Origin of the sequence: Bacillus niameyensis (genome assembly GCF_001375535.1) — a bacterium.
Classification (GTDB): domain Bacteria; phylum Bacillota; class Bacilli; order Bacillales; family Bacillaceae_C; genus Lederbergia; species Lederbergia niameyensis.
On sequence record NZ_LN831197.1, the window covers coordinates 2,024,018 to 2,043,156 of the forward strand.

Annotated in this window: 5 protein-coding genes and 1 pseudogene; 3 read left to right on the plus strand and 3 right to left on the minus strand. The window is 36.4% G+C overall.

The genetic code is table 11. From position 1 onward, the window contains the following. Nucleotides 1-379 precede the first annotated feature (379 nt). From BN1243_RS09660 to BN1243_RS22080, 3 genes are all read right to left on the minus strand, one after another. Nucleotides 380-1,702 (minus strand): DUF4179 domain-containing protein, encoded by a 1,323-nt coding sequence (locus BN1243_RS09660; protein ID WP_062106327.1) that lies wholly within the window; start codon nt 1,700-1,702, stop codon nt 380-382. Then, nucleotides 1,695-2,216: a sigma-70 family RNA polymerase sigma factor gene (locus tag BN1243_RS09665; RefSeq protein WP_062106329.1), complete on the minus strand. Its 522-nt coding sequence runs from the start codon at nt 2,214-2,216 to the stop codon at nt 1,695-1,697. The genes BN1243_RS09660 and BN1243_RS09665 overlap by 8 nt, the downstream gene beginning before the upstream one ends. 153 nt (nt 2,217-2,369) lie before the next feature. Then, the gene (locus tag BN1243_RS22080; RefSeq protein WP_062106331.1) at nt 2,370-14,060 is read right to left on the minus strand and encodes a Cna B-type domain-containing protein; all 11,691 of its coding nucleotides are present in this window, start codon (nt 14,058-14,060) and stop codon (nt 2,370-2,372) included. A gap of 276 nt (nt 14,061-14,336) precedes the next feature. On the opposite strand from BN1243_RS22080, the gene BN1243_RS09675 reads away from it, so the two are divergent. From BN1243_RS09675 to BN1243_RS22315, 3 genes and pseudogenes are all read left to right on the plus strand, one after another. Then, nucleotides 14,337-15,467 carry a response regulator gene (locus BN1243_RS09675; protein ID WP_230200314.1) on the plus strand — a complete coding sequence of 377 codons (1,131 nt, stop codon included), beginning with the start codon at nt 14,337-14,339 and terminating at the stop codon, nt 15,465-15,467. A 136-nt stretch (nt 15,468-15,603) separates the two neighbouring features. Continuing rightward, nucleotides 15,604-18,669: an ATP-binding protein gene (locus BN1243_RS09680; RefSeq protein WP_062106336.1), complete on the plus strand. Its 3,066-nt coding sequence runs from the start codon at nt 15,604-15,606 to the stop codon at nt 18,667-18,669. A gap of 262 nt (nt 18,670-18,931) precedes the next feature. Then, nucleotides 18,932-19,139, plus strand: a pseudogene (locus BN1243_RS22315) (RNA-guided endonuclease InsQ/TnpB family protein); the annotation flags it as partial.

Here is a 19,139-nt window from a genome sequence, read left to right on the forward strand (position 1 = left end):
AATATTGTAGAGTGTGGATTTACCCGCTCCGGAAATATACTTCGCTTTCCGCGGGGGAGTGGTGAGCCTCCTTGGGCTAACGCCCTGTGGGGTCTCACCGATCTCCCACTTCCCGCAGGACCCAGATTAAGCTTCTTCGAATCCACATCTCACGAAGGAAATGCGATAGCATTTTCGAGGAGTCTGCGTATATTTCCTCCGCTATATTAGTGTAATGTTCGCGTATAAAGAAGTAATTTTAGTTATGTTACAGACTCATTTTAGTTTCTATAAATTTTACTTAATAGCCCTTAGCCCGAATATCCTTTTTCATTCCTCAAGCTACTTTGCGTCTATATTAGTTTTTAAGGTTCTATCACCTTAACTTAAAAATCCTTGTCTATTTAATTTTAATTTTTTCAGAGCCTACTATCCATGAAGGGTAAAAGGAAAGTTCAAAGGAGATCGGGCCTTTCACTGAATGAAGATTTTGAATATTAATCCGCTGTTCATATGTTGGATTATCCTCATCTCCTATATTGCTAGTAGAAAAAGCATATGAATCCAAATCATTGCCCTCACGATCTTTCGGTGTATTGAACATAAAGTATGAAAACTCTTCTTTTGTTCTCATCGAAAAAATCAAGTCATTTCCGGAAACCGACACTTGAGGATTGATGGAGTTTCCTTTTGGCTGTTTAATAATTCTTTCCCTCTCTATATCAACGACCAACTCGGCCTCATCCTTATCGATGGCTTGGATTTTGTTAAATTCTAAATAAAGTTCCTTAGGTTCGTTAAAATAATTGCTTTGTAAATAAACGATTTCCTCATCATCAGAAATACGTGAACCCGATATTCCATTGCTAATTTTACTCCATATTTCGCCATTCTCATCAACTAGGCGTAAATCATCAAAATTTAGTATTTTCTTTGTGTTATTTGGATCCCTCTTGATATGGAGTGCTGTTCTCAGCGGATAGATTTCAGCTCGGATAAAAGTGACTTTTTGGCCTTCCATCGTTACATCCTTGTTAATAGGAAGCTGCTTTGCTGCCTTTATATTTTCTTTCAGACTAAAAGGCATACTAAGCTCCTGAGAGTAACCGTCTGCTTCTAAAGTTAAATCAAGCTGAAAATCTTGCGCGTCATAAGGCTCCTTAAAGAAATATTCAATCATCCCATTGTAAGTCGAGCTATTTTCGGGAATAAAAGGGGGACCATAACTCAAAGAGGCTTGATTTAATTCCTCTCCATCCAAATTTTTTAAATTAACTTTATCGATCCCCATCCATTCATATTTTTTTTCTGGTTTTAAAGAATAAAACAAAACAATCCCATTTTCGTCCGCAATCGCTCCATCTATTGTGAGCTGAACGCCATTCTTTTTTTCTGAAACGCCAACTTCTTGATAATACTCATTTGAAATGGCAGCGAGCTTTCCTTTATCATGACTAATTAACTCAACGATTCCTTCCATCCCCGGAATAGATGCAATGTAAGATGCAAATGCGGGCGAAATTCGTATCGTTGTAAAAAAGGCACCAAAAAAAATAAAAGTCGCTACACAGGCATAGCCCCATTTTTTAAAACGAGTCTTTTTTGTATGCTTTGCCTTTTTGAACCCATTCATAATCGCCAAATCTAATGCTTCCACTGGAATCGATACATCTTCATATTTTTTTCGAAAATCAGTTAGTTTCTTCTCTTCCTTTTCAAACACGTGAATCCGCTCCTTCCTCATCCAATATGACTCTTAATTGCTTCAGTGCTTTATGCAACCATGTTTTTATCGAACCTTCTGGGCATTGCATTGCTTCGGCAATTTCTTTTATCTTCATATCGTTAAAGTATTTCAGCGTTAATAATTCACGAGATCGTTCATCTAGTTTTAACATCGCATCCTTTATTTCAAGCTCATCGTAGTATTCTGAAAAAGCAATATTTTCGATTTCGTCTTCAGCGAACACATGAAGTTTCTTTATTTTAAGTTGATCATTGCAATAATTAATCATAATTCGAAACAACCACGTTTTAATATATTGAGCATTTCTTAATTTGCGGATATTTTTATAGGCGCGAAATGTCACTTCTTGAATAGCTTCTAGTGCGTCACCCTCATTTTTTAAAAAAGCGAGGGCTGTTTTAAATAAATCCACTTTGTATTCATTCATAATTATTAAAAAGGCTTCGTCATTCCCCTTTATTGCCTTTTTGATAAGTTGTTCAGCTATCACCCAAAATCCCCCTTTCTATATATTAGACCTTAAAAAACGAGAAAGGTTTTATTAAATTAAAATATTATCACTACTTTAACTCATTCATCCAAATAAAAAAGCTTTCACAAACGTAATTACGTCTGTGAAAGCTTTTTCTCTGCAATTAGACCTTTATTCCGCTCTTCTTCTACGATAGAAAAGGAACAGAGATAAACCAATGATCAACAATCCTACTCCAAGCAACATCTTATTATAGTAATTTGTAGCTGTATTTGGTAATTCGTGATTTGGATCTTTTGGTGTTGTACTTGGATCTTTACCGTTACCAATAGTTGATCCCGGTTTATTTGATTCTGGTTTATTTGGTTCTGGTCTATTTGGTTCTGGCTTGTTAGGTTCTGGTCTTTCAGGCTTTGGTGACTCAGGTGTTTTATGATTAACAGCTTTGACCTTTGTTACTTCGGCTTGCCCCTTCTCAATTGTAAAGAGGATAGGTGTCTGATCCAATTCATAACCTGAAGGTGCTTTTACTTCTACAAACTGATAATCACCTGGTTTCAAGTTAGAGACAATAAGTTTTCCTGCTTGATCTGTTGTTAATCCTGTTTGAAGGATGTTTCCAGCATGATCTTGCAACTCGAATACTGCCCCTTCTAAAACTTCACCGTTCTCGTTATACTTTGTCAATTCAACGGTACCGAAGATTAGTTTATTTGTAATGTCATAACCATCTATAGTCATTTCATACCCAGTAACTGCCTGCTCATTAATCGTGTAGGTGTACTCTTTACCATTTTCATCAAACTTTTCCAGATTGCTAAAATGATAGGTCCACTCGTCGCTAGCAGTCACTTCTTTCGTCACAATGACTTTGCCGTTTTGCAAAAGCTCTACGACGATAAAGTCTGGTCGATCTTGAGGCTCATCATCTTTCCATGTCTTAGATCCAGAAACTTCTGTTTGACCAACTCGCACGTTCGTAATGTCAAAGCCGTCTATCGTTGTTTCATAACCGACTACTTCCATTTCCTGAACCGCGTATTTGTATTCCACGCCATTTTCATCGTATTTCGCTAATTCTGTAAAACTATACTGCCAGTTACTCTCTGCCGTGACTTCTGTGGAATCTACTACTTTTCCGTTCTGAAGTAAGTTGACAGTGATAGATGCTGGGCGATCTGATGACTCATCATCTTTCCAGATCTTGCTGCCAGTGACTTCTGTTTTACCGATACGAAGGTTAGTGATATCGTAACCGTCTACCTTTGTTTTATAACCTGCTACTGCCTCTTCTTCAACAGTATAGGTATAAGCTCTGCCATTCTCATCATATGCATCAAGATCGGTAAATTCATGTTTCCAATCATTTTCTGCCTTCATTACGACTGTTTGAATGACTTCACCATTTTGAAGCAAATGAACTTGGATAGATGCTGGACGATCTTCCGCATTATCATCTAACCATCCTTTAGTTACTTCAACAGACGTTTTGTCTGTACGGGTATTCGTAATATCAAATCCATGAATTTCTGATTTATATCCTGGGACACCGTGCTCCTTCACTGTGTACTGGTACGCAACACCATTTTCATCGTATTTCGCTAAATCTTTGAAACTGTATTTCCAGTCATCCTTCGTCGTTACTTCAACAGTATCGATCACGACTCCGTTTTGAAGCAAGTTCACTTTGATAGATTCTGGACGATCGTTAGAATGATCATCTTTCCATGTTTTCGTTCCTTCTACAGAAGTTTTGCCTACTCGTACGTTCGTAATGTCGTAGCCATCTACTGTAGATTCGTAACCTTTAATCGGCTCTTCTTTTACAGTATATTTGTAAGCTACACCATTTTTATCGTATTTCGCTAAACCTGAAAAACTGTACTTCCAGTCTGTTGCTGCTGTTACTTCTTCCGTTTCGATAACCTCACCGTTTTGGAGAAGGTGTACTTTAATCACTTCTGGACGATCTTGAGAGTTATCGTCTTTCCATGTTTTCGTTCCTTCTACAGCTGTTTGACCAACACGAAGGTTTGTGATGTCATAACCATCTACTGTCGATTCATAGCCTTTGATTGGCTCTTCCTTGACAGTATATTTGTAAGCAACACCGTTCTCATCGTACTGATCTAATCCAGCAAAACGATATTGCCAGTCAGTTGCCGATGTTACTTCTTGTGTTTTAAAAATAGCACCGTTTTGAAGAAGGTGTACTTTAATTACTTCTGGACGATTTTGGGAATTATCGTCTTTCCACGTCTTTGTCCCCTCTACAGTTGTCTTTCCAACACGAACGTTTGTGATGTCATAACCATCAATAGTGGATTCATATCCATTAATCGCCTTTTCTTTTACAGTATAAGTGTAAGCAACACCGTTTTCATCGTACTTTTCCAATTCAGCAAAGCTATATTTCCAATCATCCTTGGCCGTAACTTTTTTAGAATCTACCACTATTCCATTTTGCAGTAATTCGACTGTTATGGATGTTGGACGATCTTCGGAGTTATCATCTTTCCAGATTTTCTTTCCAAGAACTTCAGTTTTGCCAACACGGATGTTGGTGATATTAAAGCCGTCAATGACTGTTTTATAGCCATCTACATGCTCTTCCTTAACAGAATAAACATATGCTTTTCCGTTTTCATCATAAGCATCCAGGTCAGCAAAAATATATTTCCAATCATTTTCCGCCTTCACTTCAGCAGTTTTCACGGCTTTACCATTTTGAACCAAGTGAACTTGGATAGAGTGCGGACGATCTTCTGCGTTATCATCTAACCAGCCCTTAGTTACTTCAACAGATGTCTTTTCGGAGCGAGTATTCGTAATATCAAATCCTTGGACTTCCGATTTATATCCTGGGACACCGTGTTCTTTTACTGTGTAATGATATGCGACCCCATTTTCATCATACTTTTCTAAGTCTATGAAACTGTATTTCCAGTCATCCTTCGCTGTCACTTCAACAGTATCAATTACAACATCATTTTGAAGCAAGTTGACTTTGATGGATTCTGGACGATCGTTGGAGTTATCATCTTTCCATGTTTTCGTTCCTTCTACGGAAGTTTTGCCAATACGAAGATTCGTGATGTTGAATCCTTCTACTAAGGATTCATATCCTTTAACTGCTTCTTCATTCACAGTATATTCGTAAGCCACACCATTTTCATCGTATTTTTCTAAATCTTTGAAGCTGTATTTCCAGTCTGACTCAGCTGTCACTTCTCGCGTATTAATCACTTCACCATTTTGAAGGAGATTCACTTTAATCACTTCAGGACGATCTTTGGAGTTATCGTCTTTCCATGTTTTTGTTCCTTCTACGGAAGTTTTGCCTACTCGAACGTTTGTGATGTCAAAGCCATTAATACTAGTGTTATAGCCTTTAACTGCCTTTTCTTGAACTTCATACGTGTAAGCTTTTCCATCAGGGTCAAAAGCCGGTATATCGACAACTTCAAATACCCAACCATCTGCTTTAGAAATTCTAATTGTATCAACCAGTTCTTTCTTGTCATCAGCAATCGATCTGAATAACTCTACTTCAATTGAGTCTGGACGATTTGCTGCATTATCATCAAGCCATGTTTTTGATATTTCAATCGACTTTAGGTTAGTACGTGTATTTGTAATCTTAAAACCATTGACTTTTGATACATAACCTGGCACATCATGTTCTTTAACAGTGTATTCATAAGCTTTACCAGTTTCATCATACTTCGGCAGATCCGTGATGATTAATTTCCAATCATTTTCTTTTGTTATTTCGTATTCTTTATAAAAAGCACCGTTTTGCAGTAAATTAACTGTAATTGTGTCTGGACGATCTATTTCATTTTCATCTTTCCACAATTTGATGACTTCAACTTCGGTTTTACCGACTCGTAAGTTAGTAATATCGTAGCCTGCTATAGATTTTTCGTAGCCATTAACAGCTTCTTCATCAACGGTATATGCAATTTCTTTTCCTTGCTCATCATACTTCTCAAGGTTTGTGAATGCATACTTCCAATCTGAATCGGCAGTCACTTCAACCGTCTTTCCAGTTTTCTCACCATTTGCCAGTAAATGAACAATGATGGATTCCGGACGATCTATTGAACCATCATCTAGCCATGTTTTTGTTCCTTCTACTGAAGTTTTACCAACACGGAGGTTAGTAATGTCGAAACCGTTTATCGATGTTTCATAGCCTTCTACTGCTTTTTCCTTCACTTCATACGTATAAGCTTTCCCGTCTTCATTAAATGCTGGAAGGTTTTTTACTTCTAATGACCAATTTGCATCTCCTGTAAGTGTGTATGAAGCAACTAATTCCTTTTCTTCATCAGTAACGGATCTAAACAATTCGACTTCAATTGAATCTGGGCGGTCGGCTGAATCATTATCAAGCCATGTCTTCTTCAGTTCAATCGATTTCACATCTGCGCGGGTATTGATGATATCAAAGCCATCAATTCTAGTTTGGTATCCTGGAACTGGTAATTCATTGATCGTGTACTCAATTTCATTACCATCTAAATCATATTTTGCTAAATCTGTGAATGTATACTTCCAGTCTCCATTATCATTCGCGGTTACTTCTTGTTCTTTTACGACTGTTTTACCATTCATTACCCTCACAGTAATTGAATTCGGACGGTCTATCGTGGCATTGTTATTATCTTTCCACGTCTTTACTCCTGATATATCGATTGTTTCCTGTGTGTTTGTTATGTTAAAGCCGTTAATTTCTGATTGATAACCTGTGACTTTTTCTTCCTCAACCGTATACTTAATTTCTTTTCCTTCCGAATCAAACTGAGCTAGTTCTGTGAAACTATATTTCCAGTTTGTTTTAGCTGAGACTTCCACTTTATCAATCTCGATTCCATTTGCAAGTAAATTTACCGTAATGGATTCTGGACGATATTGTTCATCTACTTCAACCCACGTTTTTTCACCAGTGACCTTTGTAGTTCCTGTTCTTACGTTTGTAATGTCATAGCCATTAATTATTGTTTCATAACCATCTATTTGTAGTTCAGCTACTGTATATTTAATTGCTATTCCATTATCATCATAAGCCTCTAAATTAGTGAACTTATACATCCAATTTGTTTCAGCTGTTACTGGAGCTCTGTCAACTTCTTTGCCGTTCGACAATAGTTGAACAGTAATTTCAGTTGGACGATCTTCCGACCCAGTATCTTTCCAAGTCTTCTTTCCTGCAACATTAATTTTATCTGTTCTAATGTTGGTAATGTCGAAGTCGTCAATTTTAGTTTTGTATCCCGGAACTGGCAGTTCATTAATTGTGTACTCAATTTCATTACCATCTGAGTCATACTTTACTAAATCTGTGAATGTATATTCCCAGTCACCATTGGCGTCCGCGATTACTTCCTGTTCTTTTATAACTGTTTCACCATTCATTACCTGAACGGTAATTGATTCAGGACGACCCCCGCCATTATCTTTCCACGTTTTAGTTCCAGAAATCTCGATTGTTTCTTGTCTGTTTGTAATGTTATAACCGTCTACTTCAGACAGATAACCTACCACCTTATCTTCCTTAACCGTGTACTTGATTTCTTTTCCTTCTTCATCAAACTGATCAAGACCCGTGAATACATATTTCCAGTCATCTTTTTCTGTTACTTCTATGTTCTTCCCAGTTGGCTCACCATTGGCAAGTAAGTTAACTGTAATTGAATCCGGGCGATACTGTTCATCCACTTCAACCCATGTTTTCTCACCAATTACATCAATAGTGTCCGTTCGCAGATTTGTAATCTTATAGCCATTTTCTGTTGGTTCATTACTGCTAGTATAACCTTTGACTGCTTTTTCTTTTACTTTATACGTATATGCTTTTCCTTCTGAATCAAATTCAGCCAAATTTTTGAAGGTATATTTCCATTTACCTTTCTCATCCGCTTTAATTATTGTATCCAGATCAGTTAAGTGGTTACCGTTTCGATAGAGTTCAACAGTTATTTCACCTGGACGGTCACCTGTTTCATTCCCATTATCTTTCCACTCTTTTTCTACTGTTACTGCTGTTTCACCTGTACGAACATTTGTAATCTTATAACCTTTGTCTGTTTTTTCAATGTCCTTTAGCGTATAACCAGCAACTTGTTGTTCTTGAACTGTATACGTATATGCTTTTCCATCCTCGTCAAATGCTGCTAGATTTTCAAAGGTGTGCTTCCAATCAGAATCTGCTTTAATTGTTTCTGTCTTTAGAGGTTTATCAGCATCATTATTACGATATAGTTCTACAACTATACCTGCTTCAGGGCGTGAAGCTTCGCCTTCGTCTAACCACGCTTTCTCTACTTCTATCTTCGTTTCACCCGTACGGACATTAGTAATTGTAAAAGAATTACCATCCCTTACAATTCCTTCTAACTTATATTTTTTGTCAATGTCTTTTTCTTTTATATAGTACTCATAAGCATTGCCAGCTTTATCGTAGACAGGTAAGTTGGTAAATGTATGTTTCCAATGATCAGATGAGTTAATAGTCTTTGTTTCTACCAATTCTTTGTTGTCATCAACCGTGCGATAAAGTTCTACAGTAATTTTGTCAGGACGGTCAGATTCTTTTTCGTCTTTCCATACTTTATGAACGTCTATTGATGTTGTTAAAACGTTCGTTAAAACAAATCCATCTTTCTGGTTGCCCGTTTGACTTTCTTGTTGATAGCCCTCTACTTGCTTTTCCTTAACCGTATATTCATATTTCTTTCCATTTGAATCTACTGCATCAAGACCAGTAAATGTGTACTTCCATTGTTTTCCGGTACCGGAAATTTCTTTTGTTTTTACATATTCTTTTTGACCATTCTCTACTTGTCTGTACAGTTCAATTTCTACATTTTCTGGACGCAAGCCGGCATCATCATTGTTATCGTTCCAGTTTTTCGTAACATCGATATCTACAAGTTTGTAGTTTACAATTTCTCCGATCTTTACTTCATGTTTTTCATTCTGCAAATTAATCGTAAACTCAATATCTTTCCAATGAGTTTGGTATTTATCTAGTGTTCCAGTTTCTGTGAAAACGTAACTTCCTGGACGTAAATTATCGACTGATATTTCGCCTTTGGCATTTGTTGTATGAGTGGTTTCTGTATAAGTTCCACCGTTTATCAACGAATTAGCCATTAATGTAAACTCGACACCTTCTAAAGGTGCATCATTATCCCCATCCACTTTCACAAGTTCAACAGAGCCTTTAATTATTTCATTTAAAAATGTTTTGGTAATCCGTTCTGTAGTATCTACACCTTCTATTACTTCAAAGCTCTGAGATGTTGAATCCAGTTTATACCCCTGAGGAGCTTTCGTTTCCTCTAGTTCATACTTTCCAGGTAATAATCCAGTGATCCGGATTTGACCATTAGCATCTGTTTTTAACCCAGTGAGAACAGGATCACCGGTTGTTTCATTTGTTACTTTAAACTCAGCACCTTCTAATGCAACATTCGTTTCACTATCTCTTTTCTCCACAATGACTTCTGCTAAAGGGTCATTGCTTATATTTAGGGTTATATCCGTGCCTTTTTGCACGTTATCTAGTGTAACTTCAACGATAATCGGCTCAGAATCCTGAATATGAATATAACCTTCAGGAGCTTTTGTTTCTATTATCTGATATGTCCCTGGTTTCAAGTTCTCAAATGTAACTTTTCCATCTGCACCAGTAGTTCCCGTAGTTGTTGGATGAGTGTAATCCCCACTCTCATACTTTAATTCAAATTCCGCACCTGCTAAAAATTGTTTCTTATTAATTGAATCATTTTTCGTTAATACTATATTGGTCCTTTTAACTTCATTTTTTATGATTCCTTCGTCTTCACCAATGTTATATTCTAGTACATCGTCCGCTTTTGGAATCATTAACTCATATATAGTAGTAGATTCTTTAAATCCATTTGGTGGTTTTTTTTCTTGAACTGTATATTTTCCAGGTGGTAATTCTTTTGTTGTTGCAACACCACTTGCATTTGTAGTAATCGTATCTACTTTCGAGCCTTTTTCATCAAAGACATCAAATACTGCTTGTTCTAGCCCAGTATTTGGGTTATCAGCATCCACCTTTTCCAGTTTTCCTTTGCCTGGATTAAGGCTATTTTTAACTGATATTTTCACTGGTACTTTCTCTTTTTCTCCAATGATTACTTTATGTTCTGTTTCATCCAGCTTATAGTATTTTGGTGCTTGTGTTTCCTGAACATAATATGTGCCAGCATGTTTTAGATCTTCAAATACGACTTTGCCATTTTCTGTTGTTCCGGATCCAACTTCCTTGCCTTCTGAGTCAAACAATGTGAATTGGGCGCCATCTAATAATATTCCATTATCTTTATCATCTGTTTTAGTTAGTTCCACTGCAAAAACAGGTTCAAAGTTTTCAATCCGGTGCGTTGTTTTGCTTTCATCATTAAATTCATATTTCTTGTCAATTACAATCGTTTGTCTTTCCTCCAGCGTGACATAACCATATGGAACAATCCGTTCATGTAACTCATATTCCCCAAAGAGCAAACGACCAAAATCAATGTGACCATTTTCATCTGTTGTACCGGTTTTTAATACTTTTCCACTTTCTGGGTCAATTAAATCAAACACAGCCCCTTCTAATTTTGCCTCGTCTCTGCCATAAGTTACATCGACTTTATCAATAACAAGATAGCCTGCTTCTCCTGATCCTCCACCTGATGATAATTGTTTAATCGTTACTGTACCGTCACCATCAGTTTTGCCGTCTTTAATGATATTATCTCCTGTTATTTTATAGGTATTGGTTACCTCACCATTATGCTTTTCGAAGAATAGTGTGGAGTATTCTACGATAAACGCACGTTCCACCTCATTCTTCCATTCAATAGTAAACACCAGATCTCCCGGGGTATACGTTAATTTATAGTTATCTGGATCAACTTCTTTTCCTTTAGTTGCATTTCCATTTCTATCAACTGATGCTTCATATACTTTAATTGTATCGATTAAATACTCTTGGTTAGCGGAGATCGTATCTTCTAGTTTTAAATTACTAATCTTTTGCTGCCCCAAGTTCACTTTTACAGACCAATGGACTTGTTTACCATCTTGATAACCAGACTTTTCACCATACGTATCAGATTTCGCAATACCTACTTTAGCATGTAAGTCGGAAATCTTTTGGCTGCCATCCAGTACTTCGGCTTTATTCACATATTCTTTTTGAATATCACTTAAATCGGCGAGTGATGTTTTGTATGCGATTTTGTATGCTTTATTTGTATTGCCAATATTTACTTGTAATGTATTGGCATTTTCATCTATACTCGCAACGCTGGAACTTAGGGTCTGGCCTTCCGTTATATTTCCGTTTGCAGCTATTGCTAATTCCGTAACAACAACTGAATCCTTGATAATCTTCTGATTACCTTGAGGCGCATCTTTCACTATTAAGTTATCAATCTGATTTTCACGGTAGTTTGTATAAATCGTCCATGTAATTTCTTTCGTTGCAGGATTATAGGATCCATTCTTCCAGTCATTGTTTTTCGTGTTTTCATTTAGTTCCGTTCCTGCTTCGACTTCTTTTGTGATGGGACCATTGCCGCCCTCAGGTGTCCACGTAATTGCCGCTTTATTCTTCGGTCTATGATTTGGCACCTCATCAGCAACATAGTCTGTTTTATACGTGATCACAATCTTTTTATCCGTTGTAAAGTTAGCTGGAAAATCAATTTTAAAGGGATTATCACCTGAAAGTGTGTAATCTTCATGTTTTTTTCCATCGACTGTAATATTGATCGTGTCTTTCTTTAAAGTTAACCCATTACCCAATGTATCTGTGATACTAATGTTCTCCATTGGGTATTCATCATGGTTAATCTCAATTTTCCAATCAATGGTTTTATTTTTATAATCAATCGTTCCAGCTGATTTTGATCCGTAATACGTACCAACATTTGCGCCAGACCCAGTAGAGACATTTCCAAATCCGGCTGTATTTGCAATATTAAAGCCATCTAATACACGGTCTTTCACTTTTGTTTGATACGTTACTTTATAAGCTTTATCCGTTGTAATACTTGTCACTTCAAATTGATCTTCGCCTTTAACGAGTTCGGCACCTGCTGGTAGTTTTACTGCTTCACCTGTAGGGTGCGCTTGACCGTCTTCATTAATGGTCACTTCTTGAAATAGCAAGCTTTCTTCGACAAACTCCATCTTGCCTTTTGGAGTCCATGCATCTTTTAAAATAACATCTGTTAAAGACTTTTGATTGTAGTTAAACTCAATTTCCCATTCAATAATCCCTGTTTTTGGATTATAGCTTTTCGCTGCTTTTTTCTTAATTGCTTCCCCGCGATTAATGGTCACTTTTGAATTTGCCTCAACATCTTCTAGCTCATCATCTGAAAACACAGCTTTATTGGTAAATTCCTTTTTATCATCGTCGGTGACTGTTGTGACGTATTCAATGCGATAGGCATCTTTAATATCACCGAGTGGGATGATTAATTCACCGTCAACAACTGTTTCTCCAGTTACGTCAACTTCCTCTCCATCACCTAATACATTTCCGTACAAATCTACTCTTAATTTTATAACTTTTAAACTGCCTTCTTTGTATTCCGTACCTGCAGGAAGCGTGTCTGTAACCTTTGCATTAGTTAAAGACGTTTTAAGTTTATTAATGATGACTTCCCAACGAATTTCATCGGCATTATATCCTTTATTCGGTGTTCCTTTTTTCTCAATAGTTTTTTCTTTGTTACCTTGTTCAATTGGGATTCTGATATTGCCCTCTTCACCAATTGGATCAATAATCGCTTCCCCGTCTTCCACTTCAACATTTTCTTCATCTAGTTTTGAAATAATTTGCAACCAGCCATTTACGTTACTGTGTGTTTCAACAAAGTTTGTAAACGTTAATTCCACTTTTTTATCCGTGGTGATTTTATAAGTTGCAACGACTTCACCGGAAGGGTCTTCTAACTCCCCCGTCATCTCTTCAATTATTTTGATTCCCTTTGGCAATGAAAATATTTCGATGTCACCCGTTTTATAGTTATGTCCATTTTTTAAATGCCAGTCGAGTTTTAAATAAAACTCATCTTTTGGATCTAGTAAGCTATCTTCTGTAAATGGTTCTCCATTAAGGTCTGTTATTTTGTCTAGTTCTAAAATAAAACCATGCTTTTCTTTCGTTGTTACTTGATCAACAATTTCATTATCTAATACGGTATTTTCTTCTTTCTCTACTTCTTTTTCAACACCAACTGATTCCTTCTCTTTATCTTCAGAAACCTTCGCTTGTTCATTTTCAGCTGAATCAGTTATTTTTTCTTCGGATTCTTGGTTGTCCGTGGCTTTTTCTTCTTCCTGCTGTTCTACAGCATTGTCTCGTTCTGTATCTTCTTCTAGCGTTTCAAACTGATCCGTTTCCTCTTCAGAAATTTCTTGGATTACCTGTTCAGCTTGAATAACAAAATTTCCGCTTGCTTCTGGGTGCTCTTCAGCATTTTCGATAAAGCTAACTGAAATGAACCCGTCCGTAGAAGCTTTATATTCTCCTATTTCATTCTCCCCATCTAACAATATCCCAGTCTGTTCCTGTTGGATGCTTATCTCTTCAGGAATCGGAAGTTCATAATTTTTCCCAACTTCAACATCTACATCCTTAAGAGACCATTCAACATGAACATCCACAGCTGAGGATTCCTCTCCAGCATCTGTTATAGTTATATTTGTAAACACGTTTGGTTCGCGTTCTTCAGCACTTATTTGAAGTGCAGAAATATAACCATTAGATATCGTCTGCAAGATTAGTAACGTAATAAACAGCAGACTGATTTTTTTCCTCACTTGCTCTACCCCTTCCATTGCTATCTTTATAGTTTTCAAACTAAACCTACTTTAGCGATTCGTACTCAACAATTTCTTAACAATCTTCATATATCTGTAATGAAAATATTCTTTCCGCTTAGGTAAAAAGACTTATTTCCAAATAAATGTGCTTCATCATGCCCACTTTTTCACCTATAAAGATATGATAATATTTATACTTCTCATTGTTTTACTTGCATCTATCTCATACAATGTCTATAAATAAACGTTTAAGAGGGGATATTCGTGAAGGTAATGTTAATTGATGACGAACCTTTAGCCTTGGATTATCTGGAGCTACAATTACAGAAAATTAGTGATGTTGAAGTTATAGCCAAATTAACTTATTTCGATATTGAGAAACATTTCTCTTTATTGGAAAAAGTTCAAGTCGTTTTTATGGATATAGAGATGCCAAGGAAGAATGGATTGGAATTAGCGGAGCAACTTCTTGAAGTGAATTCGTCTCTACTGGTCGTATTCGTGACCGCTTATCAAGAATATGCACTTCGAGCATTTGAATTGAATGCACTTGATTATATAATGAAACCCCTTCAGCTAGACCGCTTGAAAGTAACTTTAGAAAGAATTGAAACAAAATTACAAGCTCAACTAAAGCTACAGCCACTGCCAATCGGAGAACCATTACAAATAAATGTTTTTGGTGATTTAACTTTCTCTTTCCAAAATAAAGATTTGCCCAATATTAAGTGGCGAACATCGAAATCTCAGGAGTTATTTCTCTATTTGTTACATAATCTTGAAAAATCCACTCATAAAACCGAACTTATAGATATACTTTGGCCAGAAATGGAAGAAGAAAAGGCATTTCAACAGTTATATACGGCCATTTATCATACACGTAAAACCCTACATCCTCTAAGGGAGTATTTGTCTATAAAAAATCAAGCTGGAGGATATAAGCTATTGTTGCAAAATAGTCGTATTGACATCATCGATTGGGAGCAGATGATTCAAGCTGCCCCTCCTCTTCAAGATAAAACCGCAGCCGAAAAATATGAAAATATGGTCCGTTTATATTCAGGTTCTTACTTACAAAACTATGATTATATATGGGTTGAAGCTGAGCGATACCGCTTGGACCAACTATGGATCAAAACTGCTTACCAATTGGCCAAATGGTATGAGGAAAATGATGAAATAGAAAAGGCTGAGACTTGGTATCTCAAAATATGTTCTATTTCACCTGAAGATGAACATGCCCATTTTTCATTAATGAAACTGTACGCAACATTTAACTATGGAGTATTAGTTGATCATCAATACGCTCAGCTAAAAAAGGCTTTGGAAAGATTAGATCTATCCATAAGTCCACTGATCGAAAATTGGTACATGCAATATCGACATAAAAGTACTATTTTGTGATTAAGACACAAATATCGGTTTCTGTTTTTATTTCGTGAGAAAACATAAATTTGAAACCATTTCGGAATTGATAATAATCTTAAATGTATATGATCCTTAATCAATCCAAACTATATCGTGCAAGGTGTTGGCTTTATTGCTTAAGATAATCAAATCAAAGACATTTTTAATAGCTTGCTTGTTTTTTCTTGCTTTAACTAGTTTAAGAGTAATGTGGTTAGCCCACCATCATCATTCAGCTAATCCTCCAGTAGCAGATGAGGGGATACTAGATCTTAGAGAATGGGATTTTGCCAAAGAGGATGTGTTGCCTTTGGAGGGGGATTGGGAGTTTTTTCCTAACCAGCTTTTAACTTCAGGAGATAATTCCAAAGGATTGACCTTATCCGTCCCGAGTGACTGGAACGAACATTTTTCAGAACAAAACATACCAGCATACGGCTTTGGTACATATCGTTTGAAAATTCTCCTTCCAAAAGAAGCCAGTGAGCAAGAATATAAGATCAAGTTTCCTTCTATTCGAACCGCGGGTAAGTTATTTATAAATGGTGCAGCATCCGCAATGAGTGGACACCCTTCCACAAGTCCAGAAACTCACAAAGCGAGTGCACTCCCCATTTCATCCGGGTTAAAGGCCAATCAGAGCGGGGAAATAGAGTTACTACTTCATGTGTCGAATTATGATCATGCTGGAGCAGGAGGTATACAGAAGCCTATACAATTTGGAACATTAAATGCTGTCAATAAGGACTATTATTACTCCGCGTCCATGCAATTTTTAGTTATTGTAGTCATGCTAATCCATAGTTTATACGCTTTTATATTGTTTACTTTAAAGCCAAAGAAAAAGGAATTACTTTTCTTTGCTCTTGGTATCTTTTTCTTTGCTATTTGTGTGGGCCTTGATGACGATCGCTTACTTTTAACCATTTTTCATTTAAATTACGAATGGTATTATAGGCTAATAAAATTTTCCTTTTTGGGAATGACTGCCTGCCTTCTGCAATATATCAATCACCTGTTTTTTGCTCAGCATAAACATAAAATTCTTAATTACCTATCCATCGTCTGTACGGTTGTAGGGATTATTGATATAAGTCTACCATTAAAATATATTACTTTAATTGACTATAATTTTATTTTATTAGTGCTTTCTTTCTGTACTATCATTTTCCTCGTTTTCAAATCAATCATCATTGAAAAGAGAGATCTATTATTTATATTGCTTGCTGCAATTAGTGCTATTTCAAGCCTGTTATGGGGTATTTTACGTGCATCGGGAATTACCCCATATTTTTCTTTCTATCCATATGATTTAATCATTGCAATTGTATGTTTCTCCACGTTTTGGTTTAAACAATTCTTTCAGGAATCTGAAGAAAAAGAGAAACTTAATAGAAGGTTACAAAAGGAAGATCAATTAAAGGACGAGTTTCTTGCGAACACTTCTCATGAATTACGAAATCCACTCCATGGCATTATTAATATTGCTGAGTCCATTTTAAGTAATAAAAATAATAACTTGGATCAAACTACAAAAAGTAATTTAGAACTTTTAATAACGATTAGCTCACGAATGTCGTTCATGTTGAACGATTTAATTGATATAACTCGGATGAAAGAACTAGGTTTTCATATCGAGAAGCAGAGTGTAAATATAAGGACCGTAGTATCCGGTGTTTTCGATATGTTCCAGTATATGCTTGAAAGGAAACCAGTCCATTTAGTCATCGACATTCCTGACCATTACCCAGATGTTTTTGCCGATAAAAATCGCTTAATACAAATCTTATATAATCTTGTTCACAACGCGATTAAATTTACTAACAAAGGAACTATTTTAATTAAAGCCGAAGAAAAACACGGTCAAGCTCAAATTCATGTCATCGATACAGGCATAGGTATCAATGAACAAACTCAAAAAAACATCTTTGAACCATATGAGCAGGGAACCAGCGGTATGACAGAAGGTGGACTTGGACTTGGTTTAAACATAAGTAAGCAATTAGTCGAAATGCACGGAGGGACATTAACAGTTGATTCAACACTTGGAAAAGGCTCCATTTTTACTTTTACACTAGATTTTTCGGTAAACACAGAGCAGTCAGAACAGCCTCAGATAGAAACTCCGTATAAAGTGAAGCAAAGTAAGGAAGTGGAGCTGGAGCAATCCTTTACTAAGTTTGATGGCAATCGACCGAAGATTTTAGCAGTCGATGATGATGCCGTTAACTTAAAAGTCTTATCGAATATTCTGCCGGAAAATGAATATGATCTAGTCTCGGTTACGAGCGGTGAAGAAGCTTTGGATTATCTAACCATTTACGAATGGGATTTAATCATTGTAGATGTAATGATGCCAAATATGTCAGGATATGCACTAACTCGGAGAATCCGCCAAAGCTATTTAATTTCTGAATTGCCTGTTTTACTTTTAACAGCAAGAAGCGATGAGAAGGATGTTATCACCGGTTTATTATCAGGAGCCAATGATTATGTCACTAAGCCCATTAATGGATTAGAGTTAAAAGCCCGGGTAAACGGCTTAACTAATTTAAAACAGTCCATTAATCAACGATTGCGTATGGAGGCGGCATGGCTTCAGGCACAAATACAACCACATTTCCTATTTAACACATTGAACACAATCGCATCTTTAAGTGAACTGGACACAGTTAGAATGGCAACTCTTTTAGATAAGTTTGGTCAATATTTACAGAAGAGCTTTGATCCGATTAACTTGCAAAGTTCCGTCCCTCTCGAACATGAGCTTGACCTAGTAAGGGCGTACTTACATATCGAACAGGAACGATTTGGCAATATGTTAAAGGTTGAATGGGCGGTTGATGGCAACTTAGATTTATACATTCCCCCTCTTTCCATCCAAACACTTGTAGAAAATGCGATTCGCCACGGTGTGTTAAAGCAAATACACGGTGGAACAGTATTAATTAAAATTACAAATTTCGCTGAATTTGCAGAAGTAAAAATTGAAGATAATGGTGTAGGAATGGATGAGACAACAGTAGAACAGCTTTTACTTCCCGATGATTCAAAAAGAACGAGAGGAATTGGACTAATTAATACGAACAAGCGGTTAAAACAATTGTATGGAACAGGGTTAACAATCCAAAGTACCTTAGGTAAAGGAACAACCATTTCTTTTGCTATTCAAAAAGCTAAAATGGAAATAATGGGGTAATTATATGTGAAGGAAAAGGGATGCCAGTGTTGTTGACTAGCATCCCTTGTTTTTAAGTCAATTCGATTAACCTAATGCCTTACCTTCCTATCCTATTTCTACTTTTCCTATAATTTCTGTAACCAATTTTATGATTAAGCCGAGAACACCCGTGACTTCAGTCGTGGGATGAATCGGCTTATTTTGTTATAAATTAGCATGTAATAGATTGCAAACATACGTTCTGTATAGTAAAATAATAGTATGGAAACGAGGTGATAACATGGAACGAGATGAAGGAAAGGAATATCGTACCTATCAAATGGATGTGAAAAAAGGCCATCGTCTATTTTCCTATTTTGAAGAATTATGTGCAAACGGCAACAACTTATACAATCTAACAAACTTCTATATTAGGCAGGTTTACACCGCTTTGAAAAGTGATAAACCACTGCAACCATTGCAGAGAGAAGTGTTAGAAACCATTTATC

Coding starts and splice junctions, on each gene's coding strand:
- BN1243_RS09675 (WP_230200314.1), top strand. CDS start 14,337: ATGTTAATTGATGACGAACCTTTAGCCTTGGATTATCTGGAGCTACAA.